This is a genomic window from Streptococcus handemini, from assembly GCF_040984445.1.
Classification (GTDB): domain Bacteria; phylum Bacillota; class Bacilli; order Lactobacillales; family Streptococcaceae; genus Streptococcus; species Streptococcus handemini.
In genome coordinates this window covers 1-24,341 of the sequence record NZ_JBFRYH010000028.1, presented here as the reverse complement: position 1 = coordinate 24,341, position 24,341 = coordinate 1, and the positions used below count along the sequence as shown (strand labels likewise).

29 protein-coding genes are annotated in these 24,341 nt (G+C 41.0%); 21 read left to right on the top strand and 8 right to left on the bottom strand.

Annotated features, from left to right (window positions below; genetic code table 11):
• Nucleotides 1–161 precede the first annotated feature (161 nt).
• Entirely contained in the window at nt 162–644 is a 483-nt protein-coding gene (locus ABPH35_RS05860) for an S-ribosylhomocysteine lyase (RefSeq protein ID WP_349988546.1), read from the bottom strand.
• A gap of 127 nt (nt 645–771) precedes the next feature.
• Here ABPH35_RS05860 and ABPH35_RS05855 point away from each other — a divergent pair, with 127 nt between their 5' ends.
• The 13 genes from ABPH35_RS05855 to ABPH35_RS05795 all read left to right on the top strand — a co-directional run bounded on the left by ABPH35_RS05855 (nt 772) and on the right by ABPH35_RS05795 (nt 15,310).
• Entirely contained in the window at nt 772–2,385 is a 1,614-nt protein-coding gene (locus tag ABPH35_RS05855) for a ribonuclease Y (protein WP_349988545.1), read from the top strand.
• Between the two features lie 126 nt (nt 2,386–2,511).
• Nucleotides 2,512–3,135, top strand: coding sequence for a guanylate kinase (gene gmk, locus ABPH35_RS05850; RefSeq protein ID WP_309109427.1), 624 nt, complete (start codon nt 2,512–2,514; stop codon nt 3,133–3,135).
• A 16-nt stretch (nt 3,136–3,151) separates the two neighbouring features.
• Nucleotides 3,152–3,466 carry a DNA-directed RNA polymerase subunit omega gene (gene rpoZ / locus ABPH35_RS05845; RefSeq protein ID WP_349988544.1) on the top strand — a complete coding sequence of 105 codons (315 nt, stop codon included), beginning with the start codon at nt 3,152–3,154 and terminating at the stop codon, nt 3,464–3,466.
• 81 nt (nt 3,467–3,547) lie between these two features.
• Nucleotides 3,548–5,926, top strand: a complete 2,379-nt coding sequence (locus tag ABPH35_RS05840; RefSeq protein ID WP_368849650.1) for a primosomal protein N' — start codon at nt 3,548–3,550, stop codon at nt 5,924–5,926.
• Nucleotides 5,927–6,106: 180 nt separating this feature from the next.
• Nucleotides 6,107–7,042, top strand: a complete 936-nt coding sequence (gene fmt, locus ABPH35_RS05835; RefSeq protein WP_368849649.1) for a methionyl-tRNA formyltransferase — start codon at nt 6,107–6,109, stop codon at nt 7,040–7,042.
• Nucleotides 7,032–8,342, top strand: a complete 1,311-nt coding sequence (gene rsmB / locus ABPH35_RS05830; protein WP_349988541.1) for a 16S rRNA (cytosine(967)-C(5))-methyltransferase RsmB — start codon at nt 7,032–7,034, stop codon at nt 8,340–8,342. Before fmt ends, rsmB begins: the two co-directional genes overlap by 11 nt.
• A gap of 18 nt (nt 8,343–8,360) precedes the next feature.
• Complete coding sequence (locus ABPH35_RS05825) at nt 8,361–9,098, top strand: Stp1/IreP family PP2C-type Ser/Thr phosphatase (RefSeq protein WP_349988540.1); 738 nt, start codon at nt 8,361–8,363, stop codon at nt 9,096–9,098.
• Nucleotides 9,098–11,080, top strand: coding sequence for a Stk1 family PASTA domain-containing Ser/Thr kinase (pknB, locus tag ABPH35_RS05820; RefSeq protein WP_349988539.1), 1,983 nt, complete (start codon nt 9,098–9,100; stop codon nt 11,078–11,080). Before ABPH35_RS05825 ends, pknB begins: the two co-directional genes overlap by 1 nt.
• A gap of 106 nt (nt 11,081–11,186) precedes the next feature.
• On the top strand, nt 11,187–11,882 hold the full coding sequence (gene liaF, locus ABPH35_RS05815) for a cell wall-active antibiotics response protein LiaF (RefSeq protein ID WP_349988538.1): 696 nt from the start codon (nt 11,187–11,189) through the stop codon (nt 11,880–11,882).
• Nucleotides 11,882–12,901, top strand: a complete 1,020-nt coding sequence (locus tag ABPH35_RS05810) for a sensor histidine kinase (protein WP_349988552.1) — start codon at nt 11,882–11,884, stop codon at nt 12,899–12,901. Before liaF ends, ABPH35_RS05810 begins: the two co-directional genes overlap by 1 nt.
• Nucleotides 12,870–13,514 (top strand): response regulator transcription factor, encoded by a 645-nt coding sequence (locus tag ABPH35_RS05805; RefSeq protein WP_349988537.1) that lies wholly within the window; start codon nt 12,870–12,872, stop codon nt 13,512–13,514. Before ABPH35_RS05810 ends, ABPH35_RS05805 begins: the two co-directional genes overlap by 32 nt.
• A gap of 28 nt (nt 13,515–13,542) precedes the next feature.
• On the top strand, nt 13,543–14,943 hold the full coding sequence (locus tag ABPH35_RS05800) for a bifunctional Cof-type HAD-IIB family hydrolase/peptidylprolyl isomerase (RefSeq protein ID WP_349988536.1): 1,401 nt from the start codon (nt 13,543–13,545) through the stop codon (nt 14,941–14,943).
• 1 nt (nt 14,944) lies between these two features.
• On the top strand, nt 14,945–15,310 hold the full coding sequence (locus ABPH35_RS05795) for a S1 RNA-binding domain-containing protein (RefSeq protein WP_349988535.1): 366 nt from the start codon (nt 14,945–14,947) through the stop codon (nt 15,308–15,310).
• Between the two features lie 286 nt (nt 15,311–15,596).
• Here the strand turns inward: ABPH35_RS05795 and cysK are convergent, their stop codons facing one another.
• The 6 genes from cysK to ABPH35_RS11045 form a co-directional block, all read right to left on the bottom strand.
• On the bottom strand, nt 15,597–16,517 hold the full coding sequence (gene cysK, locus ABPH35_RS05790; protein WP_349988534.1) for a cysteine synthase A: 921 nt from the start codon (nt 16,515–16,517) through the stop codon (nt 15,597–15,599).
• A 228-nt stretch (nt 16,518–16,745) separates the two neighbouring features.
• Nucleotides 16,746–17,384: a tyrosine-type recombinase/integrase gene (locus tag ABPH35_RS05785; protein WP_349988533.1), complete on the bottom strand. Its 639-nt coding sequence runs from the start codon at nt 17,382–17,384 to the stop codon at nt 16,746–16,748.
• Nucleotides 17,385–17,582: 198 nt separating this feature from the next.
• A complete protein-coding gene (locus ABPH35_RS05780) occupies nt 17,583–17,909 on the bottom strand; it encodes a hypothetical protein (protein WP_349988532.1) in 327 nt (108 codons plus the stop codon).
• A gap of 183 nt (nt 17,910–18,092) precedes the next feature.
• Nucleotides 18,093–19,025, bottom strand: coding sequence for an Abi family protein (locus tag ABPH35_RS05775; protein ID WP_349988531.1), 933 nt, complete (start codon nt 19,023–19,025; stop codon nt 18,093–18,095).
• A gap of 129 nt (nt 19,026–19,154) precedes the next feature.
• A complete protein-coding gene (locus ABPH35_RS05770; protein WP_349988530.1) occupies nt 19,155–19,925 on the bottom strand; it encodes a helix-turn-helix domain-containing protein in 771 nt (256 codons plus the stop codon).
• Nucleotides 19,926–20,535: 610 nt separating this feature from the next.
• Nucleotides 20,536–20,646, bottom strand: coding sequence for a type I toxin-antitoxin system Fst family toxin (locus ABPH35_RS11045; RefSeq protein ID WP_449340306.1), 111 nt, complete (start codon nt 20,644–20,646; stop codon nt 20,536–20,538).
• Between the two features lie 86 nt (nt 20,647–20,732).
• On the opposite strand from ABPH35_RS11045, the gene ABPH35_RS05765 reads away from it, so the two are divergent.
• The 3 genes from ABPH35_RS05765 to ABPH35_RS05755 all read left to right on the top strand — a co-directional run bounded on the left by ABPH35_RS05765 (nt 20,733) and on the right by ABPH35_RS05755 (nt 21,548).
• Nucleotides 20,733–20,936, top strand: coding sequence for a helix-turn-helix transcriptional regulator (locus ABPH35_RS05765; RefSeq protein ID WP_349988529.1), 204 nt, complete (start codon nt 20,733–20,735; stop codon nt 20,934–20,936).
• A gap of 80 nt (nt 20,937–21,016) precedes the next feature.
• Nucleotides 21,017–21,253: a hypothetical protein gene (locus ABPH35_RS05760; RefSeq protein WP_349988528.1), complete on the top strand. Its 237-nt coding sequence runs from the start codon at nt 21,017–21,019 to the stop codon at nt 21,251–21,253.
• A gap of 85 nt (nt 21,254–21,338) precedes the next feature.
• Entirely contained in the window at nt 21,339–21,548 is a 210-nt protein-coding gene (locus ABPH35_RS05755; protein WP_349988527.1) for a helix-turn-helix domain-containing protein, read from the top strand.
• A gap of 131 nt (nt 21,549–21,679) precedes the next feature.
• Here the strand turns inward: ABPH35_RS05755 and ABPH35_RS05750 are convergent, their stop codons facing one another.
• Nucleotides 21,680–22,375 carry a hypothetical protein gene (locus ABPH35_RS05750; protein ID WP_349988526.1) on the bottom strand — a complete coding sequence of 232 codons (696 nt, stop codon included), beginning with the start codon at nt 22,373–22,375 and terminating at the stop codon, nt 21,680–21,682.
• Nucleotides 22,376–22,429: 54 nt separating this feature from the next.
• On the opposite strand from ABPH35_RS05750, the gene ABPH35_RS05745 reads away from it, so the two are divergent.
• The 5 genes from ABPH35_RS05745 (at nt 22,430) to ABPH35_RS05725 (ending at nt 24,226) form a co-directional block, all read left to right on the top strand.
• Complete coding sequence (locus tag ABPH35_RS05745; protein WP_349988525.1) at nt 22,430–22,567, top strand: hypothetical protein; 138 nt, start codon at nt 22,430–22,432, stop codon at nt 22,565–22,567.
• A gap of 47 nt (nt 22,568–22,614) precedes the next feature.
• Complete coding sequence (locus tag ABPH35_RS05740) at nt 22,615–22,815, top strand: helix-turn-helix domain-containing protein (RefSeq protein ID WP_349988524.1); 201 nt, start codon at nt 22,615–22,617, stop codon at nt 22,813–22,815.
• Nucleotides 22,808–23,017: a hypothetical protein gene (locus ABPH35_RS05735; RefSeq protein ID WP_349988523.1), complete on the top strand. Its 210-nt coding sequence runs from the start codon at nt 22,808–22,810 to the stop codon at nt 23,015–23,017. Before ABPH35_RS05740 ends, ABPH35_RS05735 begins: the two co-directional genes overlap by 8 nt.
• The gene (locus ABPH35_RS05730) at nt 23,018–23,878 is read left to right on the top strand and encodes a DnaD domain-containing protein (protein WP_349988522.1); all 861 of its coding nucleotides are present in this window, start codon (nt 23,018–23,020) and stop codon (nt 23,876–23,878) included. It begins immediately after the preceding gene.
• Between the two features lie 159 nt (nt 23,879–24,037).
• Entirely contained in the window at nt 24,038–24,226 is a 189-nt protein-coding gene (locus ABPH35_RS05725) for a helix-turn-helix transcriptional regulator (protein ID WP_349988521.1), read from the top strand.
• Nucleotides 24,227–24,341 lie beyond the last annotated feature (115 nt).

Sequence of the window (24,341 nt, the reverse complement as noted above, 5' to 3'; positions counted from 1 at the left end):
TATATTCTGGTTGTTCTTTATGAAGCATAGCTCTTCTCCTCCTCATATGAGATACTTTCATTATACTCCTATTTATAAAGAAAAGCCCTTAGAAAATGAATTCTATGGACTTTGTCTTCAATCTGAAAAAGAAAGGGAATTCCCTTTCTTTTTGTCTTCTGTCAAACTGGATTTCGTTCAAATGGATCATCGGAAATGCCTTGAGATAGAATCAACTTAGCCCATTCTTTAGCAGAAAAGAGGCTGTGGTCCTTATAGTTGCCACAGGATTCGATGGTTGTACCAGGGACATCTTCCCAAGTAGTGACTTCTGCAATTTCTTCTAAGCAAGATTTGATCACTTGTGCAATCTCTGTGGTAGAGTGACTTCCCCACATAATCATATGAAAGCCTGTTCGGCAGCCAAATGGCGAGCAATCAATCAAGCCCTCCATTCGTTTGCGGATGAGAAGAGCCAGCAAATGTTCAATAGTGTGTAGTCCAGCAGTAGGAATAGCGTCTTCATTAGGCTGGACAAGACGGATATCATAATTTGAAATGACATCTCCTTTGGGACCAGTTTCTTCCGAAATCATGCGGATATAGGGTGCCTTGACAATCGTATGGTCTAATTCAAAACTTTCAACCAGAACTTCTTTGGTCATAAATTTCCTCCTTTTATTTTAAAATGATTATAACATATTTTTGACTTGGAGATTGTGAAATGAATGAAAATATGGTAGAATGAAAGAAGATTTTTAATCTAAAAAATAAATAAAAAGAGGTGGAAAAATGACTACACTATCCATTGGTGTCGCCCTTGTTTCCGCTCTCATTGGTTTAGTTATTGGTTATCTAGCGATTTCTTTAAAAATGAAAACTGCAAAAGAAGCTGCAGAATTAACACTTTTAAACGCTGAACAAGAAGCAAGTAATATTCGAGGAAAAGCTGAGCAAGAGGCAGATCAGTTGATGATTGTTGCGGAACGCGACCGTCAAACCTTGAAAAAAGAATTGCTTTTAGAGGCGAAAGAAGACGCTCGAAAATATCGTGAAGAAATTGCGGCAGAATTTAAGTCGGAACGACAAGAATTGAAACAAACGGAAGCGCGCTTGACAGAACGTGCAAGCAGCTTGGACCGTAAAGACGATAATTTAACAAATAAAGAAAAAGCTTTGGAGCAAAAGGAGCAATCCCTTACAGATAAGTCTAAACACATTGAAGAGCGCGAAGAAGAGGTCGCAAAATTAGAAGAGCAAAAGGCTCTTGAATTAGAACGGGTGGCTTCGCTCACCCAGGAAGAAGCACGTGATTTAATCTTAACGGATACACGTGATAAGATGACCCATGAAATTGCTACTCGCCTAAAAGAAGCAGAGCGAGAAGTCAAAGAACGGGCGGATAAGACAGCCAAAGACTTGTTGGCTCAGGCAATGCAACGGATTTCTGGTGAATATGTGGCAGAACAAACGATTACCTCCGTTCATTTACCAGATGATACCATGAAAGGTCGGATTATCGGACGTGAAGGCCGCAACATCCGAACGTTTGAAAGTCTGACAGGGATTGATGTAATCATCGATGATACGCCAGAAGTAGTTGTCTTATCTGGCTTTGACCCAATTCGTCGCGAAATTGCCCGAATGACCATGGAAGCTTTATTGCAAGATGGTCGGATTCATCCAGCTCGTATTGAAGAGCTGGTTGAGAAACATCGTGTTGAGATGGACAATCGCATCCGGGAATATGGTGAAGCGGCAGCTTATGAAATTGGTGCACCAAACCTTCACCCAGATTTGATTAAGACCATGGGACGCTTGCATTTCCGTACATCATACGGTCAGAATGTACTGCGCCACTCGATTGAAGTAGCTAAATTGGCTGGTGTACTTGCGGCAGAACTTGGTGAGAATGTCAATATGGCTCGTCGCGCAGGTTTCTTGCATGATATTGGGAAAGCCATTGACCGAGAGGTGGATGGTAGTCACGTTGAGATTGGAACAGAACTGGCTCGTAAGTACAAGGAACATCCAGTAGTGGTCAATGCGATTGCTAGTCACCACGGTGATGTGGAAGCGACCAGCACGATTGCGGTAATCGTTGCAGCAGCAGATGCCCTCAGTGCAGCTCGTCCAGGTTCACGTCGTGAGTCAATGGAAGCCTATGTCAAACGCCTCCAAGATTTGGAAGAAATTGCCAACAGTTTTAATGGAATCAAGCAAGCCTATGCGATTCAGGCTGGTCGTGAGGTACGTATTATTGTTCATCCAAACATTGTCAATGATGATAAGATTACCATTTTGGCCCATGATATCCGTGAGAAGATTGAAAACAATCTCGATTATCCGGGGAATATCAAGGTAACGGTTATCCGTGAAACACGGGCGACGGAAGTTGCTAAATAAGAAATCAGAAAGATTAGTTCTTAGGTGCTAATCTTTTTTCGCAACTTTTATTAGATAAGATAATGAAAAGCAGTTGAAAAAGGATTGGATTTTTGATACACTAAAGAGAAAGATTATGAAGGAGATATGATGGCAGATCGTGGCTTGTTAATCGTTTTTTCAGGACCTTCTGGGGTTGGTAAGGGAACGGTTCGACGTGAGATTTTTGAAAGCTCAGAAAATAAATTTCAGTATTCTGTTTCCATGACGACTCGTCCTCAGCGCCCAGGTGAGGTAGACGGAGTAGATTATTTCTTTAGAACACGTGAAGAGTTTGAAGATTTGATTCGTCAAGGACAAATGCTAGAATATGCAGAATATGTAGGAAATTACTACGGTACGCCATTGACTTATGTCAATGAAACACTTGACAAGGGCATAGATGTTTTTCTTGAAATCGAAGTCCAAGGGGCTTTGCAGGTGAAAAAGAAGGTGCCTGATGCAGTCTTTATCTTCTTGACCCCACCTGATTTGGATGAATTGCAAGATCGTCTAGTTGGTCGTGGAACAGATAGTGCAGAGGTCATTGCGCAACGGATTGAAAAGGCCAAAGAAGAGATTGCTTTGATGCGTGAATACGACTATGCGATTGTCAATGATGAAGTACCGTTAGCAGCGGAGCGTGTCAAACGGGTGATTGAGGCAGAGCATTTCCGTGTAGATCGTGTGATTGGCCATTACCAAGACATGCTAAAAGAGATAAAAAATTAGAAATTAGGTAAGAGATATGATGTTAAAACCGTCAATTGATACATTGTTGGACAAGGTACCGTCAAAGTATTCATTGGTCATCTTAGAGGCAAAACGTGCTCATGAATTAGAAGCAGGCGCAAAAGCAACGCAAGAATTTACTGCTGCCAAATCAACGCTTCGTGCCTTGGAAGAAATTGAGTCTGGTAATGTGGTCATTCACCCAGACCCAGAAGCAAAACGAGAAGCAGTTCGCCGTCGTGCAGAAGAAGAACGCCTTCGTCAAGAGGAAGAAGAGAGGAAGATTAAAGCACAGATTGCCAAAGAGAAAGAAGAAGGCGACAAGATGTAAGTGAAAGGCTCGGTTGGCATTCCAACTGAGTTATTTTCATTTTTTACTTGTTGAATGGCTGAGTAGTAGAAAGGAGTAAGGATGTTTGCAGAGATTATTGTCGATGTTCCTCTGATGCAGACCGATCGTCCCTATACTTATCGTATTCCAGAAGAGTTTGAAACGATGCTACAGGTAGGGATGCGGGTTCATGTCCCTTTTGGGAAAGGGAATCGTCTGATTCAAGGAATTGTCGTTGGCTTTGTCGAAAGTACAGATACCGCAACAAAGGATATTGTAGAAGTGCTGGATTTTTCACCAGTATTACATGAGGAGCAATTGTGGCTGGCAGATGAGTTGCGAAAAACAGTTTTCTCCTACAAAATCTCTCTTTTAAAAGCCATGTTGCCCAATCTGCTCAATTCTTCCTACGACAAGATTATCTCACAAGGAGTGGGACTTTCTGATACAGATAGGCAAGCGATTTTTGGAATCAAAACGAGTGTGCATTTCTCGGATTTGGATATAAAAAAACAAGCACGTGTCATGCGTCTGGTGCAGTCTGGAAAAATTCAAGTAGACTATCTGGCTAGGGATAAAAAGCAAATTAAGAGCGAGAAATGGTACCGAGTGTATCAGGATAAGTTGTGGGATGTTGAGGTTAGCAAGCGTGCTAAAAAGCGCCAAGCGTTAAAAGAATTCTTGTTGCAACAAGACAAACCTGCCAGACTTTCTATCTTGCGTCAGGATTTTTCAGCAGAAAATATCCGATTTTTTCAAGAACAAGGTGTCATGGAAGTGTGGGAAGAAGAAGTCAGTCGCGCCCAGGCTTACTTTGAGGGGATACAGACAGCCGCAGCTTTGCAGTTAAATAGTGAGCAAGCGATTGCTGTGCGAGAAATTGTGTCAGAAATTGGACAAACGAGTAGAACCTATCTGCTAGAAGGAGTGACTGGAAGTGGAAAGACCGAGGTCTATCTACAGGTTATTGACTATGTCCTTAAACAAGGGAAAACAGCCATTATGTTAGTGCCTGAAATTTCCCTGACACCACAGATGACCAATCGTTTTATTGCTCGGTTTGGTCAAAAAGTTGCCATTCTCCATTCAGGCTTATCGGATGGGGAAAAATATGATGAGTGGCGAAAGATTGAGCGTGGCGAAGCACAAGTCGTTGTAGGGGCACGGTCGGCTATTTTTGCTCCTTTGAAAAATATTGGTGCTATTATTATTGACGAAGAGCACGAGGCAACCTATAAACAGGACTCTAATCCTCGCTACCATGCGCGTGATGTTGCCAAATTGCGAGCAGACTATCATCGTGCAGTCTTGGTACTGGGTTCTGCCACTCCTAGTTTAGAGAGTCGAGCGCGGGCTAGCAAAGGTGTCTATGGCCTATTAAGGCTGACACAGCGTGCCAATCCTCAGGCGCAGATTCCGTCTGTCAACATTGTTGATTTTCGAGAGTATATTGGTCAGCAAGAAGCTAGCAATATAACGCCAGTCTTGCTAGAGAAAATCAAAGAAAAATTAGCCAAAAAAGAGCAAATTGTCTTGATGCTTAATCGACGAGGGTATTCATCCTTTGTGATGTGTCGAGATTGTGGTACGGTAGATGAATGTCCTAATTGTGATATTTCTCTAACACTCCATATGGATACGAAAACGATGAATTGTCACTATTGTGGCTATCAAAAAGAGATTCCACGTCTTTGTCCAAATTGTCAAAGTCGCTCCATTCGCTATTATGGTACAGGCACTCAAAAGGCTTACGATGAATTGGTAGAGTTGCTGCCAGAAGCAAGAATCTTGCGAATGGATGTTGATACGACACGAAAAAAAGGGAGTCACGAGAAAATTTTAACCGCATTTGGTCGTGGGGAGGCAGATATTTTATTGGGGACCCAGATGATTGCCAAAGGTTTGGATTTTCCAAATGTGACTTTAGTAGGCGTTTTAAATGCCGATACAGCTTTGAACTTACCAGACTTTCGTTCTTCTGAACGAACCTTTCAGCTACTCACTCAGGTAGCAGGACGGGCTGGTCGGGCTGACAAGGCAGGCGAGGTTGTTATTCAGACCTACAATCCACAGCATTATGCGATTTCCTTTGCACAAGAGCAGGATTACGAAGGTTTTTACCGATATGAAATGGGCGTTCGCAGATCAGTAGGGTACCCGCCTTATTACTATACGGTTGGTCTGACGTTATCGCATCGCTCAGAAGAAATGGTTATTAAAAAATCCTATGAGGTCCTACAATTGTTACGGGAAAACTTGAGTGATCAGATTCAGTTACTTGGTCCGACTCCTAAGCCTATTGCACGAACCCATAACTTGTATCACTATCAGATGATTGTCAAATATCGCAAAGAGCCGCAGCTGCCTCACGTTTTAAATCGTGTACTAGACTGGAGCCAGGAAAAGGAGAACAAAGATCTTCGTGTGATTATTGACCATGAGCCACAAAATATGATGTAAGAGTCCGTAGTGGCTCTTTTCATTTTGCATCTGTGTTTTTCGAGACATATCAAGAGGCCAGTCAACGTTTTTTAGCGATGTAGCGTGAGATTTGAAGGCTTAAACACGGAGAATGAGGCTGAAAAATGGTATAATAAGGTAGATTTTTAGAAAACTTCTCTAAGGAAAGGGAGTGTATGAATGATAAAATTGATTTTTATGGGGACACCTGATTTTTCAGCGACAGTGTTAAAAGGCTTGTTAGCAGATGCCCAGTATGAGATTCTAGCGGTGGTGACCCAACCAGATCGTGCGGTTGGCAGAAAAAAAGAAATTCGAGTGACGCCTGTCAAAGAAGTAGCGTTGGCACATGACCTACCAGTTTACCAACCAGAAAAATTATCGGGTAGTCCAGAATTAGAGACATTGATGTCACTAGGTGCAGATGGCATTGTCACTGCAGCATTTGGGCAATTTTTACCGACTAAACTGTTAAATGGTGTCCATTTTGCAGTCAATGTCCATGCCTCTCTTCTTCCAAAATACCGTGGTGGAGCACCGATTCACTATGCCCTTATCAATGGAGATAGCGAGGCTGGTGTGACCCTGATGGAAATGGTCAAGGAAATGGATGCTGGGGATATGATTGCTAAGCGGGCTATTTCGATTACAGATGAGGACAATGTCGGAACCTTGTTTGAAAAGTTAGCAGTAGTGGGTCGTGATTTATTGCTCGAACATCTTCCTGCTTATGTAGCAGGAGAGTTAAAACCAGAAGCACAGGACCCAAGCCAAGTGACCTTTTCACCCAATATTAGCCCAGAAGAAGAGCGACTCGATTGGACCAAGACCAATCGGCAAGTCTTTAATCATATTCGTGGAATGTATCCATGGCCAGTGGCCCATACCTTATTAAAGGATGAACGGTTCAAGATTTATGAAGCGACTCTTGCAGAAGGTTCTGGCAAACCGGGTGAAATCATTGCACTTGGCAAAAAGGAATTGCTTGTGGCAACTGGTCAAGGAGCCATTGCTCTAAAAGTAGTTCAGCCAGCAGGCAAGCCCAAAATGGGAATTGCAGATTTTCTAAATGGATTTGGTCGTAAACTAGCAGTAGGAGATCGATTTGGTGAGTAGGAAAGATACAGCACGAGCGCTTGCTTTAAAGATTCTAGGACAGATTTTTGACGAAGGGGCCTATTCCAATCTTGCTCTCCAACATGCCCTATCCTCATCGAGCTTATCAGAAAAAGATAAGGGACTTGTGACGGAGTTGGTTTATGGGACGGTTATGCGAAAAATCACCTTGGAATGGTATCTAGCACATGTGATTGAGGACCGGAATAAACTCGATTCTTGGGTGTATTATCTACTCATGATGAGCCTGTATCAGATGCTCTACTTGGACAAAATTCCCAATCATGCTATTGTCAATGAAGCAGTCGAGTTGGCAAAAAAAAGTCGTGGGGCTGATCGATTTGTGAATGCTATTTTAAGGAAACTAATCGATACTGAATTACCAGATCCTGCGACTATCAAACGGAAAAATAAACGCTTGTCCATTCAGTATTCCTTGCCTGTTTGGCTCGTGAAAAAGTTGATAGAGGAATATGAAGAAGAACGGGCTGTCAAGATTTTCGAGAGCTTACTGGTACGAAATAAAGCGAGTGTCCGTGTCACAAATCCAGATGATATAGAAGCCCTAAAACAAGAGACGAATGGGGAAACTTCTCTCTTATCAGCGGTTGGTTTGGTCAAATCAAGTGGTCATTTTGCAGGGACAGCCGCCTTTCAAGAAGGACGGATTACGATTCAGGATGAAAGTAGTCAACTCGTTGCGCCTACCCTCGCTCTTCAAGGAGAAGAAGAGGTGCTAGATGCTTGTGCAGCTCCTGGTGGTAAGACGGCACATATTGCTAGTTATTTGACTACGGGAAAAGTGATAGCTCTTGATTTATACGACCATAAATTAGCCTTGATTGAGCAAAATGCTAAGCGACTCGGTGTGGCAGATAAAGTTATGACTAAAAAGCTAGATGCTAGACACGTCTTTGAAGAATTTGGCGCAGATGCCTTTGATAAAATTTTAGTGGATGCTCCTTGCTCTGGCATAGGACTTCTGCGTCGCAAGCCAGACATCAAATACAATAAGGAAACGGCAGATTTTGCGGCGCTTCAAAGCATACAACTAGAGATACTAGACAATGTTTGTCAAAGTCTTAGAAAAGGTGGTATAATAACCTATAGCACCTGCACGATTGTGGCAGAGGAAAATAGGGAAGTGGTGGATGCTTTTTTGACCAGTCACCCCAATTTTACACAAGTAAAATTAGAACATGAAAGAGCAGATATTTTGCAAGATGGTTGTATCTTGATTACTCCAGAGTTGTACGGGAGTGATGGATTCTTTATTAGCCAATTTCAGCGAATATCATAAAAGGAGGAAATGGACAAAATGGAAATTTCATTATTAACAGATGTAGGTCAGAAACGGACCAATAATCAGGATTATGTCAATCGCTATAAAAACCGAGCAGGTATTGATTTGATTGTCTTGGCAGATGGTATGGGCGGTCATAGGGCTGGACACATTGCTAGTGAGATGGCGGCGACAGATTTGGGCATTTCCTGGGTAGACACTCAAATTCATACCTTAAATGATGTTCGGGAATGGTTTGCGACAATTTTAGAAGAGGAAAATCAAAAGATTCATGAATTGGGTCAGTCTGAAGAATACCGAGGGATGGGAACGACTTTAGAAGCGGTTGTCATTATTGATCATCAAATGATGTACGCTCATGTTGGGGATTCACGTATTGGGCTTGTTCGCGGAGAAGAATACCAACAGTTAACGAGTGATCACTCCTTGGTCGGCGCCTTGGTGCGAGCAGGTCAATTAACAGAAGAAGAAGCTAAGCACCATCCACAAAAAAACTTTATTACTCAGTCTATCGGCCAAAGTGAACCTATTGAAGCAGATATTGCTATAAAAACCCTTGAAGTAGGCGACTATGTACTAATAAATAGCGATGGCTTAACCAATATGGTTTCGAATGAAGATATTCGGGATATTATTTTAAGCGAGGTCTCCTTGGATAGTAAAGCAGAAAGCCTCATTCGATTTGCTAACAACGCAGGAGGAACAGATAATATTACAGTAGCTCTTCTCCATATTACTGAGGAGGAGAGGTAATGATTCAAATTGGAAAGATATTTGCCGACCGCTATCGAATCGTTCGTCAGATCGGTCGTGGCGGGATGGCAGATGTGTACCTGGCAAAGGATCTCATATTAGATGGCGAAGAAGTAGCTGTCAAGGTGCTTCGGACTAATTATCAGACGGATCAAATTGCAGTTCAACGCTTCCAACGAGAAGCGCGTGCCATGGCGGATTTGGATCACCTAAACATTGTTCGCATCTCAGATATCGGGGAAGAAGATGGTCAACAATATCTAGCGATGGAATACGTTGATGGGCTCGATTTGAAGCGTTATATCAAAGAAAATGCCCCTCTGTCTAATGACGAGGCAGTGCGGATTATGGGTCAAATCCTATTAGCGATGCGAATGGCGCATACGCGTGGGATTGTTCACCGTGATTTAAAACCACAGAACGTTCTTTTGACGAAAAATGGAACCGCAAAAGTGACAGACTTCGGAATTGCTGTTGCCTTTGCAGAGACGAGTCTAACCCAAACCAATTCGATGTTAGGCTCTGTGCATTATTTGTCACCAGAGCAAGCGCGTGGGTCAAAAGCTACTGTTCAAAGTGACATTTATGCGATGGGAATTATTCTCTTTGAGATGTTGACAGGTCACATTCCTTACGATGGAGATAGTGCTGTGACCATTGCGCTTCAGCATTTCCAAAAAGCCTTACCTTCTGTAAGGGCGGAAAATGACGCAGTACCTCAAGCGTTGGAAAATGTTGTCCTAAAAGCAACCGCAAAAAAACTAGATGAGCGCTACAAAACAGTGGCGGAAATGTATGCTGATTTGGCTTCGACCCTTTCAACGAGCCGTCGAAATGAGAAAAGGGTAGCTTTGGAAGACGGAAAAGTCGATACGAAATCCTTACCGAAACTAACGTCTTCTTCGGAAACTAGGCGTCAAAAAGCTCCAGATAAGCCTGAAAAAAAGGTAGAGAAAGCAGCTGCCTCCACCCAAAAGCTCCCTAAGGTAAAACGTCGGATGAGAATGCGGTATAAAGTCTTAATTAGCGCTATTCTCCTGCTGATTGCAGCCTTTGTCGCCCTGTTGTACAATACTCCTGCAACTGTTACCGTACCTGATGTGAAAGGGGAGACAGTAGAAATTGCGCAAGAAAAAATTGAGACAGCTGGATTGAAGGTCGGAGCAATTACCGAGGAAGCCTCGTCTGAAGTAGAAGAAGGCAGAGTCTTACGCACCACCCCTGCGGCTAATAGCTCAAAACGTGAGGGAAGTTTAGTTGATATTATTGTCGCCACTAAGGAGCTAGTCACTGTACCAGATGTGTCAGGAGAATCGGCTGAAAAAGCGCGTAGTGACTTGGAAACAGCAGGATTTGAGGTTGACGTCAAGCAAGCCTTTAGTGATAAGGTACCAGAAGGGAATGTAATCGAAACAGATCCTAAAGCAAATTCGTCCAAAGCTAAGGGAAGCAAGGTTCTTATGACGGTTTCAAAAGGAGTAGAGACGGTTGCTATTCCAGGAAACCTAGCTGGTAAGAGCGTGGAGTCTGTGACGCAGGAGTTGAAAAGAACTGGTTTTACTGTTGGTACAACCATGGAAGAATTCAGCGACTCCGTTCCTAAAGGGTCAGTTATTCGAACAGATCCTGAAATGGGAGGAAAAATTGCCAAAGGCTCAACTGTGAATCTCATTGTTTCTAAGGGCTCAGCACCGATTATGCCAGACTTTGGGATATTGAAAGTCAGCTATGCAGAAGCACGGAGACAGTTACAAAGTCTAGGAGGGCTAAATGTAACGGTTGAAAAGATTGAAGACACGAATTATGCGAGTGCTAGTGGAGATTTAGTGGTGGGACAATATCCTGCCGCAGGGGACACGATTGATGGAAACGTCACCCTGTATGTCTCCGTAGTTGCGCAGCAACCGACCTACAGTTCGTCCTCTACGCATGCTAATACGGAAACATCGACTAGTTCGACAGAGATAGCAAGCAATCACTAGTCAATAAAGGAAGTCAGGAAGTTAGTTGCCTACTTCCTTTTTTCCTACTCTAGAAGGAGGTTTTTCTAGCAAATTTTGGTACAATAATAGAGAAAGGAATCCGTCCATGAGAAAAGTTCAGTTTTTTTTACTAGTCGAAAGTGTTCTCTTTGTCTTGGCTTGTTTTGATGTGCTGGCCAGTGAGATGGCAAGGACGATGCTGCTCTTTGCTGGAATTTTGCTGGTAATTTGGTATGTTTTAGGACGTCAAATTACAAGTGTATTTTTGAGTAGTGCTATCTTGTTAGTCTTTCTCGTGTTTGCTCTCAACCCCTACTTTTTACTTGGCATTCTCTTTATGATTGTCTATATGTTTATCAACTTCTTTTCACGCTATGAAAAGAGAAATCAGTATACACATATTATCCTTGATGATCAGACATTAGAAGCGAAAAAAGAAAAAACCAAATGGTTTGGTAGTCAAAATCATTCTCAGGATTCGTATGGATTTGAAGATATTAATCTGATTCGCCTGTTTGGTAATGATGTGGTCGATCTTGATGAAACCGTTTTAGTTGGACGAGATAATATTGTTGTGGTTCGCAAGACCTTTGGAAAAACCAAGATTATCGTACCAATTGATGTAGAAGTTTCGTTGTCTGCTTCCAGTATTTACGGTCGTGTCCATTTTCTAGGTCTGTCTTATTGGGATTTGCGCAATGAAAGTTTTGTGATAGCGAGCCCTTACTACAAGGATTCTCATAAACGGGTGAAACTGGTCGTCAATTGCCTCTTTGGTGATGTGGAGGTGGTTCGCGTATGATGAAAAAAGGAACCATTTTCCTTCTAGCTTGGTATGCAACGTTAATTGTTCTAGTTGTGTTATCCGCTGTCTTTCCTTTACTCCACCAATCCCTCCTTGATATTTCTTTGTGGACATCGACAGAGCAGTTTATTTTCACAGTACTTCTGTTAATAATTATTCTGACCTTTTTCTTAGTTGTTTTAGTGCAATCCATTGCAATTGTTGCAACCCAAAGTATGCGGCAAAAAATTCGTGCGATTATTCAAAACAAAAATATTCGAACTGCATCAGAGGACGATCAACTCTTGATTCAATTATCTGAGAAAGTTCGTGGCTTAACACATCAGGTCCAGTTGATTGATAATCAGGATTTGGTCAGAAAAGAGGAAATTGTGGAAGGTGAACGTCGAAGGATTGCCCGTGATTTGCATGATACGGTCAGTCAAGAATTATTTGCTAGTAGTATGATTTTATCAGGCTTATCGAGTAGTTTGGAGACGTTACCAGCAGAGACCTTGCAGCAACAACTTGACATTGTCAAAGAAACGATTGAAACAGCTCAGCGGGATTTACGCATTTTACTGCTGCATTTACGTCCTAGCGAGCTTGATGGCAAAAATCTGGTTGAAGGGTTTGAGCTAATTCTGCGTGAAGTCAGTGATAAGAGTAATATTGCAGTCCATTTTCACCATGAAGTGGAAATATTACCGACAGCGATTGAAGAGCATTTCTTCCGGATTGGTCAGGAGATTATTAGCAATACCTTGCGCCATTCCCAAGCGCAGCATTTAGACGTATACCTTGTTCAATCAGAGTATGAAGTGCAATTAAAAATGGCGGATGATGGTATTGGATTTATAAAAAGTGATGAGCAAGAGGTCAGTTACGGATTGCAGAATATTCAAGAACGGGTAGAAGACATGGCAGGAACAGTAAAAATCCGTACAGCCCCTGATAAGGGAGTGGCGATTGATATCCGTGTGCCATTATTGAAAGGAAAAGAACATGAGCAAGATTCGAGTTTTATTAGTGGATGACCATGAAATGGTCCGTCTAGGATTGAAGAGTTTCTTAAACTTACAAGCAGATATTGAGGTTATTGCAGAAGCTAGCGATGGTCAAGAAGGAATTACAAAGGCCTTAGAACTACGACCAGACATTATTGTAATGGACTTGGTGATGCCTCAGTTATCAGGAGTAGATGCGACCCTAGAAATTCTGAAAGAATGGAAAGAAGCAGCAGTCTTGATATTGACTTCTTACTTAGACAACGAAAAAATCTATCCTGTCTTAAAAGCAGGAGCTAAAGGCTATATGCTGAAAACCTCTAGCGCCGATGAAATTGTACGTGCCATCCGTAAGGTCCATCAGGGAACATTGGCAATTGAAACAGAAGTTGAAAAGAAAATGGAGCATCAAAAACGCCATCCTGCCTTACATGACGATTTGACAGCGCGTGAAAAGGAAATTTTGACCTTACTGGCCAAAGGCTATGATAATCAGCGGATTGCGGATGAATCCTTTATTTCCTTGAAAACAGTTAAAACCCATGTCTCCAATATTTTATCCAAGTTAGCTGTGAGTGACCGAACGCAAGCGGTTGTATATGCTTTCCAACATGGACTGGTAGCACAAGATCAGGAATCGTGATATAATAAATAGACATGTAAGGAGAATTATGGACGCAAAATTAAAATACAAAGCTAAGAAAATTAAAATTATTTTCTTTGATATTGATGATACCCTGCGCGTGAAAGATACAGGGTACGTTCCAGCGTCTTTGACGCGCGTATTTCAAGCCTTGAAAGAAAAAGGAATTCTCACTGGAATTGCATCTGGGCGTGCGATTTACGGGGTTGTTCCCGAACTAAAGGACTTAAAACCTGACTACTATGCAATGATTAATGGGAGTCTTGTTGAGGATGCCAAAGGCAATATTATCCGTCAAAAATCTATTCCTGAGGAGCTTGTTAAGCGCTTTGTTGAATGGACAAAGGAAGAGGGCATTGAGTATGGTTTGATGGGAAGCGACAAGTCTACATTGTCGTATCGAGATGAGCGCATCAGCAAGACGATTGATATCATTTATGAAAACCTTGAAACAGATCCGAACTTTTATCGAGATAATGCTATCTACCAAATGTGGACTTTTGAGCAAAAAGGTAAGCAAGTAGAGCTTCCTGCAGACCTTCAGGAAAATATGCGGAGTGTTCGCTGGGACACAATGTCGTCAGATATTATTCTAAATGATGCTTCAAAAGCAGCTGGAATTGCGGCAGTTGTGGAGCATCTTGGTTTAAAACCGGAAAATGTTATGGTTTTTGGAGATGGCTTAAATGATTTAGAAGCCTTTGACTATGCAGGTGTTAGTGTTGCAATGGGAGTTTCGCACCCTGAATTAAAAGAGAGAGCAGATTACATTACAAAAACAATAGAAGAAGATGGCATTTTACATGCCTTGGAGGAATTTGGTTTGGTAGAAAAAGAAAAGTATTACCCTCAACTAGATGTAGAAAATGTAAAAGGACCACGTGCTACCATTAAAACAAATCACGGTGATTTACAGCTTCAGTTATTTCCAGACATTGCGCCCAAAACAGTTGCTAACTTCGTAGCTCTTTCTAAAGATGGTTACTACGACGGTGTGATTTTCCACCGTATTATTAAAGATTTCATGATTCAAGGTGGCGATCCAACTGGAACAGGTATGGGCGGTGAATCCATTTATGGAGCAGCCTTTGAAGACGAATTTTCGATGGAAGCCTTCAATATTCGAGGGGCACTTTCGATGGCAAATGCAGGGCCGAATACCAACGGCAGTCAGTTTTTCATCGTGCAAAATACCAACCTACCCTATGCTAAAAAAGAGTTAGAACGTGGTGGCTGGCCAGCTCCGATTGCAGAACTCTACGCAGAACAAGGCGGAACTCCGCATTTAGATCAACGACACACAGTTTTTGGTCAATTGCGTGATGAAGCATCTTATGCCGTTTTGGATACTATTGCAGCTGTGGACACAGGTGCGATGGATAAACCTGTGGAAGACGTTGTCATCGAAACAATCGAAATTGAGGATTAAGATGAGAATAGGAGAAAAATTGCGAGGGACTGTAACAGGTATCCAACCTTATGGGGCTTTTGTAGAGCTGGAAAATGGGACGACGGGCTTGATCCATATTTCAGAAATCAAGACAGGCTATGTCGATAATATCCGAGATCATTTAACCATTGGGCAACAGCTTCTGGTTCAAGTCGTGGATGTGGATGAATATAGCAAAAAAGCCAGCCTATCTTTACGAACGTTGGAAGAAGAAAAACAGAAACTTCCACGACCTCACCGCTTCACAAGTGACCGTTATAAAATTGGTTTTGACCCCTTGGCGAAACAACTCCCGCATTGGATGAAAGAAGCAAGAAGTTTTTTAGAAAAATCAAAAGAACAGTAAAAAGGAGAAGGCCCTCGTCATTTCGTCGAAATGGTGTGCCCTCTCCTTTTTTCTGAGAAGTGTATTTGATAAAAGCCCAGTTTGGCCTTGCCGAAGGTGGTAAAGATTGTTGATGCAACGGTTGCTTGCCATACTGTTCGCTTTTTCAGTTTTAAAAATGCTCTAGTCAAATACCTAAACCTAGAACCAGAAAAGCGAAGCACCTTTTTATCATCCGTGTCCGTTTTCCACCTCCACCTAGAAGGAGACTGAACTTTCTGTCCAGTCTCCCCCTGTTGTTGTTTGTTTAAGCCTCATAAAGAGCTGTTGATAGGTATCGTTCACCGTTGTCTGCAAGAATGGCAAGTACTTTTTTTCCTGGACCAAGCTCTTTTGCAACTTCGATAGCAGCGTAGATAGCCGCCCCAGAGGAAATACCTACAAGGAATCCTTCTTGTCCCCCAACCGCACGACCAGTTGCTAGCGCGTCGTCTGATTTCACACGGACAATATGGTCATAAGAATCCGTATCTAGAGTATCCGGAATAAATCCTGCTGAAATTCCCTGAATTTTGTGTGGTCCAGGAGCTTCACCTGATAGGACGGCGGATTCGTCTGCTTCGACAGCATAAATGGCAATATTAGGATTTGCCTGTTTGAGGGTATGTGACACACCGGTAATGGTTCCACCTGTTCCAATCCCAGAAACGAAGGCATCGAGTCCTGTTGCACCAAATGCTTCTAGAATTTCTTGACCAGTTGTCTCCTCGTGGATTTTCGGATTAGCGGGGTTGGCAAATTGTAACGGTACCCAAGCCTTTTGCTCCTCAGCGATTTCATGAGCCTTAGCAATAGCTCCCTTCATTCCTTCGCTACCTGGAGTAAGAACAAGTTCTGCTCCATAAGCTTGAATGATTTTCCGGCGTTCAATACTCATGGTTTCAGGCATGACAATGATTACTTTATAGCCTTTTGCAGCGCCGACCCAGGCAAGGCCGATTCCAGTATTTCCACTAGTGGGCTCCACAATCGTATCGCCTGGTTTGATAATGCCGTCTTTTTCAGCTTGATCAATCATGGCTAAGGCAATACGGTCTTTTACAGATGAGCCAGGGTTGAATGCTTCTAATTTTACGTAGACCTCAGCTGCTCCTTCAGGTACGAGATGATTTAATTTTACAATAGGGGTTTTTCCAACTAATTCAGTAATATTTTGATAAATAGCCATGCGGCACCTCCACTTTTTATAGTTCTTAGTATACTCCTGTATCTAGCCGTTGTAAAATATAAAAAACCTATCGCCATGATAGGAAAAACCTAATTTTTGCGACTTTTTATATAAACAATAAATAGCAGAAACGTTGATTTATCAAGGTTTGCACCTATCATGATTTGTGGATTATGTGTAACAGGTTGCAAAAAAGTCGGGAAAAAGTTGGGAAAAAGTCGGGATTTTTTATGCCTCACGAATGCTGTCAATATAGGCATCTGTGACCAATTGGGTGCGTTCGTCTCGGATATGAGTATAGGCGGAAGTAGTCCTAGTTTGTGTATGTCCAACATATCGCATGATATCGTATTGGTTTACTCCAGCTATCAAGGCTTGGGTGGTGAAAAAGTGGCGCATGATATGTGGTGTTACATGGATTTTGACTTCGTTACTCACTAATTTAAAGATCTTGTTCATGAATGAAGGTGGTTCTAGTTTTAGCTTGCCATTTTTAATGCTGATTGTGATATAATCTTTTTCAGGTTTTAGGATAGTACCGGTGATTTTTTTAACCGTTTTTGCTTCTTTGATGGCATGTTTTAGCAACGAGCTTCCCGTCTCATCTAACGATACATAGCGGACAGAGCTTTCTGTTTTCGTGCGACCTGCTCCATTTCGTGTGCGACTGGAACGGCTGTCTCGTATGCGCAGGATGGCTCGCCCGTCTGTATTAAATGTTACATCCATGCTCCGTAGACCGCAAACTTCACCACGACGGAGTCCGAAAATTGTCAAATAGACAAAGGCATAATGGGTCTTGCTGAGTATTTCTTCGGCCTTGGCTAGCCAAATTCTGAAATCCTGCAATGAAAGTTCTTTGTTCATTGGAGTAACTTCTGACTCACCGATGTAGACCCCTGCTAGGGTGTTTCTGGGGATATTGCCATTTCTGACGGCATCGTTTAGGATTGCAGTGAGTAAGCGGTGAGCGGTGAGAATGCTATTTTTGCGGTAGACGGTTAGCTGTTCAGAGATAAATTCTTCGTAGTTATTCCGCTTTATTTTTTTCAGTTGGTACTCACCCTAATAGGGCTGTATCATTTTTGAATAGATGCCAGAATTGGTGTAGATTGAGGTGTCGTTCCACTGTTTTGTTTTTTCTTGTTTACGTGAATAGATTTTCCAATATTCATCTAGGGTGATTTCTGTATCGATATCATCCAAATAATTTTCTATTCTATCTTCAAATTCACGTAGAACTTGCTGTACGTCTTTGATACTCTTTAATCCGCTTTTCGAATAGTCCTTGTAACGTCCGTCTTTGCATGAGGCGATACGAACCATGTATCTGGTACCTTTGGGCAGCTCATAACTAAAGATGTTTGGGTATTTGGTTTTGGTATATTTCATGTTATTCTCCTTCGTTGGTTTGACTTCTGGACAAGGTTTTCAACTGGAGAGGTTGGCATCACCTCCTTTTTGTGATAAAATGGGTACAGTAAAGGGACCTACCGCAAGCAGGTTTTTACTACACAATCATTTTCTCCTCACACTCAAGCTTGCCGGCGGAGAGTGTGGGGAGTTTTTTTATAGTTAGCATTGTTTCTTTTTCAAGCGTCTAACTTCTCCTCCTGAGTGCAGTCTTGGTCTTTTACACTGTTTAGGGTTTATTTCCAGAACTGTTTTCCAGTCGAGTGGGAAACCAAGGTCTTCTTTGTTGATATACATAGAATAGTTCTCTAGAATACTGTCTAATTTAGAAATATTGTGTTTCCATATAGTTGTATCATTTAAAAGATGTTTCAGTAAGATGAAGTTTATAAATAATTTATTCGTTTGGACTTTGTTGGCATGATGTTTTTCCCATTTTGGAGTTCTGATAAAATTTGTGCCGTACAATCTCATGTTATGTGCTAGATAATTTCTTAATATGCGTAAGGTATCAATCCAGCTATCAAGAGTTTTAGGCGACAGGTTTAAGTCACGGCTGATTATTTTCCTATCCTTACTAGGGATGTTTTTATAAAGATATTTTATGTTTCCTAGTGTAAAGAGATTTACTGCGACCCAGATAGGGAATTTTCCATTGTAGCAAGTCATATGGTGTTTGACGAAAGGTATGTCTTTATTATTTGAAATATTTTTCCGAAAATCGCTCATGAAACGCTGATAATCATTGGCAGATTTCCAATATTGGATATCTGTATAAATGAGAGGGGCTTTTAAGTGATTGATGGCAATATGATAAGCAATCCTTGTTTTAAGTTTTTCTTCTGCCTCTGCAACAAATGAAAGTAGTAAATTTCTGATATCATTATCAAACTGATAGCGAGCGATAGCTAACTCGATAGAAGCACCGGAGGAATAATTATTACTATGCTTATCTTTGAATGGAAATAGGTACCCTGTCAATGTGTAATAATTGACATTTCGGAGGATATTAGCGGCTTTATCATAGTCTCCTATCTTCAATTTTCTATCAGTTAATTTTTTAAGCTGCTGCGCAATAGTTTTTCCTTGCTTCATGTAGGTACTCCAATAAAATAAAAAACGACTTAGCACTGGTACGCTACAAAAGGTAAGCGTTGCTAAGTCTTAATCATATATTCATCATAAAACATTAGCGTTTATTTGTCAATTATTTTTTCAGAAATTTTATTTCTCCCTATAAACACTTACAACCTCGCCAATCGTTCGGATGTCGTCATGGTCTTTGAAGTCGATGTCTTTATAATCTTTGTTGAGGGATTCGAGGTAGCCGTTTTTGAGTTTTTTGACGTAGTTTTCGCCGTCAACCTGAAAGATGCCAATTGTGTTAATGTCAACAGAATTGGTGAGCTTGATAAAGAGGAAGTCGCCGTTTTTTATCTTTGGCCCCATGGAATGGCCAACGACGATAGCAATCGTGTCGTAGTCGTCATCGTCTGGGATGTCATCTTCGTAGAAAGATACGATTGTATCGTAGTCATCTTCTTGCCAGTAGCCTGTCCCTGCTGAAACTTTACCTGGTGCAGATTTTTCAACGCGTTTTCTAGCTTCGTACTCAACTCTTTTTTCGGAGATAGATGTTACCTTGTTTTCTGGTTGGGGAGTATTTTCTTTTATTTGCTCCTCTAATTGCTCCGTAGCGTACTCCAGAACGTTTTCTTGGCGCTCTGGGTGTAATTGTACCACTCTTTCATTTATCGCCTGTACGGTGCTATTAGGGGTGTCTGAGGGGGTGGTGGAGGTTTCGCCGAGCAATTCTGATTTTCTTATACCAAATATACTTGCCATTTGCTCGATTTTATCCATCAGAGGTTTGTTGCGTCCTACTTCCCAAGCTGAAATGGCAGTGGGAGCAACACGGAGTAAATCAGCCAATTGCTTTTGAGTGAGTTTTTTTGATTTTCTAAACTCTTTTATATTGTTAGCTAAAACATCCATTTTTACTGCTCCTTTTAAAGTCATTTCTTTAAATACATTCTACACTTTAAGTGTAAAAATGTAAAGTTTTTTTTATTTTTTTGTAAAAAAGTGTTGACAAGTACACTTCAAGTGTAGTATAATAGATTCAGAAATAAGGAAAGGAGGAAATCAGATGTGAAACCAAGGCGAGAAAAAAGGCCCTCTAATGAAAAACTAGCATTACTCATCATTAAGTTAGAGCTTGTGAAAGTGATACTAGAAATCATTAAAGAGCTAACACTCAAATAGTGAGGAGGGGCGAAAGCCCCAACCCTTACTATGGTTATCATATCAGATTTGAGAGGAAAAAGCAATGAAGAAAAAGAATAAATTATGGCTTGCCTTGGTTTCACTGGGGATCATATTGGATATTGTCTTGATGTTTAAAGACGGTATCAGTCTATTAACAGTGTTTAACTTGCTTATTCTACTGGTTTGCGCTTACGCATTATCAGAATAGGGAGTGGATTTTGTTGACAACATCATTCATATGTGGGATAATATAGGGGAAAAAAAGAAATGTTGACCGTTTGGCAACACAAGACCCCTAGTACCGCAAATACTAGGGGTCTTTCTTGTGGGCTAGACACTAACGTTTAGAGTGTTTGCCTCGCTTGCTATCTAGCCAGTCGCTAATCAACTTGGTTAACAGGTTGACGATAAGCGGGGCAAGAATGAGTGAAAAAAGAAATGTTACCATTTGGCCTACCTCCTTTTCTAAGGCGGTATCGTTAGTGCCAACTGTATTATACCATATCTGAAAAAAGAAAGGAGTGAGGAATATAGGTGAGATTGACGATAAAAATGGCTAGAGCCAAGGCAGGTTTTACCAAGCTGAAAATGGCTTCAGAATTGGGGGTGTCTCGTCCGACGTATGACGATTATGAAAATTACTCAACAATTATGCGTATAGACGTAGCACAACGTTTTTGTGACATCGTCGGTCTATCAATAGACGATGTTATTTTTTCAAAAACAAACTACACTTAAAGTGTTTATTTTTGAAAAATATTGTACACTTGAAGTGTTTTGTTGAAATTACTCAAACCAAGTTCAAAGAAAGGAGCAACATGAAAAAAGATTTATTTGCTGCAAAAGTTGTCTTAAACGAAGAAATTCAGACAATGATAGGCAGTGCATTTGGTCCGATGGTTGAAGATATGACTAAAGATGAAAAAATTGCATTTATACTAGATTTTCAAAGAGCACTGAGGCTTGCAGAAATTATAAAAGGTAATCCAATTCTTAAACAGAGAGTGTGTCATATTCAAAAAAAGATTTGGGATATAGCTCCTGAGGTAAGCTAATTACTCAAACCAAGTTCAAAAAAATTTGCTTGATAAACTACATTTATCAAAGTTTGTTGTTGACAAACACAACAAACTATAACTAATGGAGAGGAGGGCAGATATGACTTATGGTGAGCGCATGCGTAAGCTACGAGAGGACAGCGGAATGTCCTTGCGTGAGCTGGCAGAAAAGTCGCTATTAGACTACTCGTTTTTATCTCGGGTAGAAAATAACTTACGTACATTAACACTCCCACAGGCGAAGGCGGTGGCTAGGCGAAGGCGGTGGCTCGTGAATTGGGCTGTACGGTGAATGAGCTTGTGGAGTAGGAAGGGGGGAGAGGATGAATGAATCAGAAAGAACAGCCCTTAATGAAATACTAAGGACTGTGACGTATATAGCGGAAAAAACAGATGAGCCAATACTCGTAGAATTAGATAAAACTATTTCTTTTTTGGAGTCGAATTATCAGAGACTTTCCGAACAAGTTGAGAAAGACTTGTTGCAACTTGCCTATGTTCGGGGGTGTTTAGAGGGTTTGAAGCAGAGGCAATTGAACTAGCTATTGAATGGTCTAATTCTGGTAGATTTTTTGAAATAACAGGAGAACTCGTTGGAGCTATACCTCTGTTGAGTTTATGGAGGATTTCATCTATTTTCTTTTCAATAGTAGTTAAATTCGATTCTGGCTTATCTTTTGATTTCTTGATGTTCTCCATATTGAAATCGCCGATACTTTTAACCATTTCTTTTAGCGCTTTTTTGGAGTTTTCAATCTCGGCTACATCGGTATCATAGAGTACAGTTCTATTACTAGCTACGTCAAAAGGAAGTTTTTCATTATGTCTAATGATTGGGATTAACGGAAGTCCTAGAGCCTCCCTATACCCTAGCTCGTAAAAGGCATTTGGGTTGTGTTCGGTCATATCTGCAATAACTAGCTCATCTGTCTTTAGATGATTGATAATACTTTCGTTGATGTTACCAGTGAAGCTTTCTTGATCTACACGAATTACCTTATATCCAAGTTCTTCACAGACTGGTCTTATTAGGTAGGTTAAAACTTTATCTGCGTGGGCGTGTGTGGGAGTTCCTGGCGTTCCAATAGCAGTAACAACGAAACAAGTTTTTTCAGTCATATCAATTTCTCCAGTCATTTTATTTTCATTATACCACAAGAAAGGAGGGAGAGGATGAGACCTAAAAAATATCCGTATAAAAAAGAACCTGCACGAAAGCAAGTTCAGGACGTTATTACCTGTGTAGGTAATACTATAGTTACCGCGAATATTAACGGCATAGAGTTGAAAGCACCTAAAATTATTGTATAGGTGTTATAGATTCAAAACACTATATACGGTGTCAAGGAGGAAAAGTTATGTGGCAGAGAATCAAGCAAATTATGGATGAAAAAGGTATGACGATGTATGCCGTTAGTAAGAAAGCTGGTATCAATCAGAATGTATTGATTGATTTGAAAGCTGGTCGGAGCAAACGTATTTATTTTGACAACATGGTGAAAATCGCTGACGCACTAGATGTCAGCTTGGATGAATTTAGAAAGGAGAGAAATGGATAACCTACAAAAAATATGCAAAAAAAGACCTGCAGTTAGATTGGCGCAGGAGACGCATGAAAAATTAGTTGAGTTTTGTGCTGAAAATGATTTAGTTATTAGTACAACTTTAGGGAGATTTGTTGAATTTTGCTTAGAAAATGTAGAGTTCAGAGAGGTACACGCACCAGTCGAAAAGTTGTTCATTGGAGATAGCGAGGTGTAAATGGCGCAAAAAAGGATGTTTAATAAGACGATTACAAACTCAGATAAATTTCTTGAATTGCCATTAAGTACCCAAGCCTTATATTTTCATCTGAACATGAATGCTGACGATGATGGTTTTATTGATAATGCTAAAACAATTAAGCGGATGATTGGAGCGAATGACCTAGACTTAAAAATGTTAGTTGAACAAAATTTTTTAATTCTTTTTGACACAGGAATTATAGTAGTCAAGGATTGGCGTATACATAATACAATTAGGAACGACCGCTATAATAAAACAGTTTATGTGGAAGAATTTAAACAATTGCAAATCGCTGAAACCAAGGAATATCAAGGGTTTGAAGGGGCTGGAAACCTTTTGGCAACCAAATGGCACCCGTCTGGCACCCATCTGGCAACCCAGAAGAGAATAGAAGAGGATAGAAGAGATAAGAATAGAATAGAGGAGGATAGGAGAGAGAACTCGCTCGTCATCATCTCAGAAATCTATCAATCAAAAATCGGTGTCATTGACGGAGATCAATTTAATCAGTTGGCTGACTTTGTCCGGTTAGACGGAATGGTAGTTGAAGTGATTATCAGAGCTATCACGGAAGCTGCAGATAACAATAAACGAAATTTCAAGTACATATTAGTCATTCTTCGGAATTGGAAACAGAATGGAATTACAACAATAGCACAGGTTGAGGAACGAGAAAGAGAACGTCTCAATGCTCGTGTAAGTAGACAAAATACTCAACCACGGCAAACCAATATCCCTGACTGGTCAAATAATCCCATAAGGACAGAGCAGACAGCAGAAGGGCAAGCGGAGCTGCAGGCGTTGTACGCAGAGCTTGAAGAGCTGGAAAATGGATAAACAAAAAGCCCCAACGGACGGCAATCCGATGAGGGGCATAACAAATAAAACTAAGTAAATTATAACATAAAGGAGCCTGATATGGAAGAAGGAATTATCTTGACATTCGTCAACAAGATAACAGACGGTGTCAGGACTGCGTTAGTGGAGATTACTCAGATGTTCGATATCGAGAAGGCATTGCCGCTTGAATTGAACCAGCAACAGGTCATGAAAATGTTGGGGTGTTCGACGACAACATTTGAACGTTATACGAAATATCCGGATTTTCCCAAGATTGACAGAGGAAAAGGAACTAATCCACGGTATCCGAGAGATGCGATACGGGAGTGGTACCGAAAGTTCTAAAATGAAGTTAGCCAGTCAAGGGTATTAAAAAACATCTCAGAGAGATATAATTGTAATCACCACAACAACAATTAGAAAGACTCTGAGATGCAACACTATTATACACCAAAAAGAA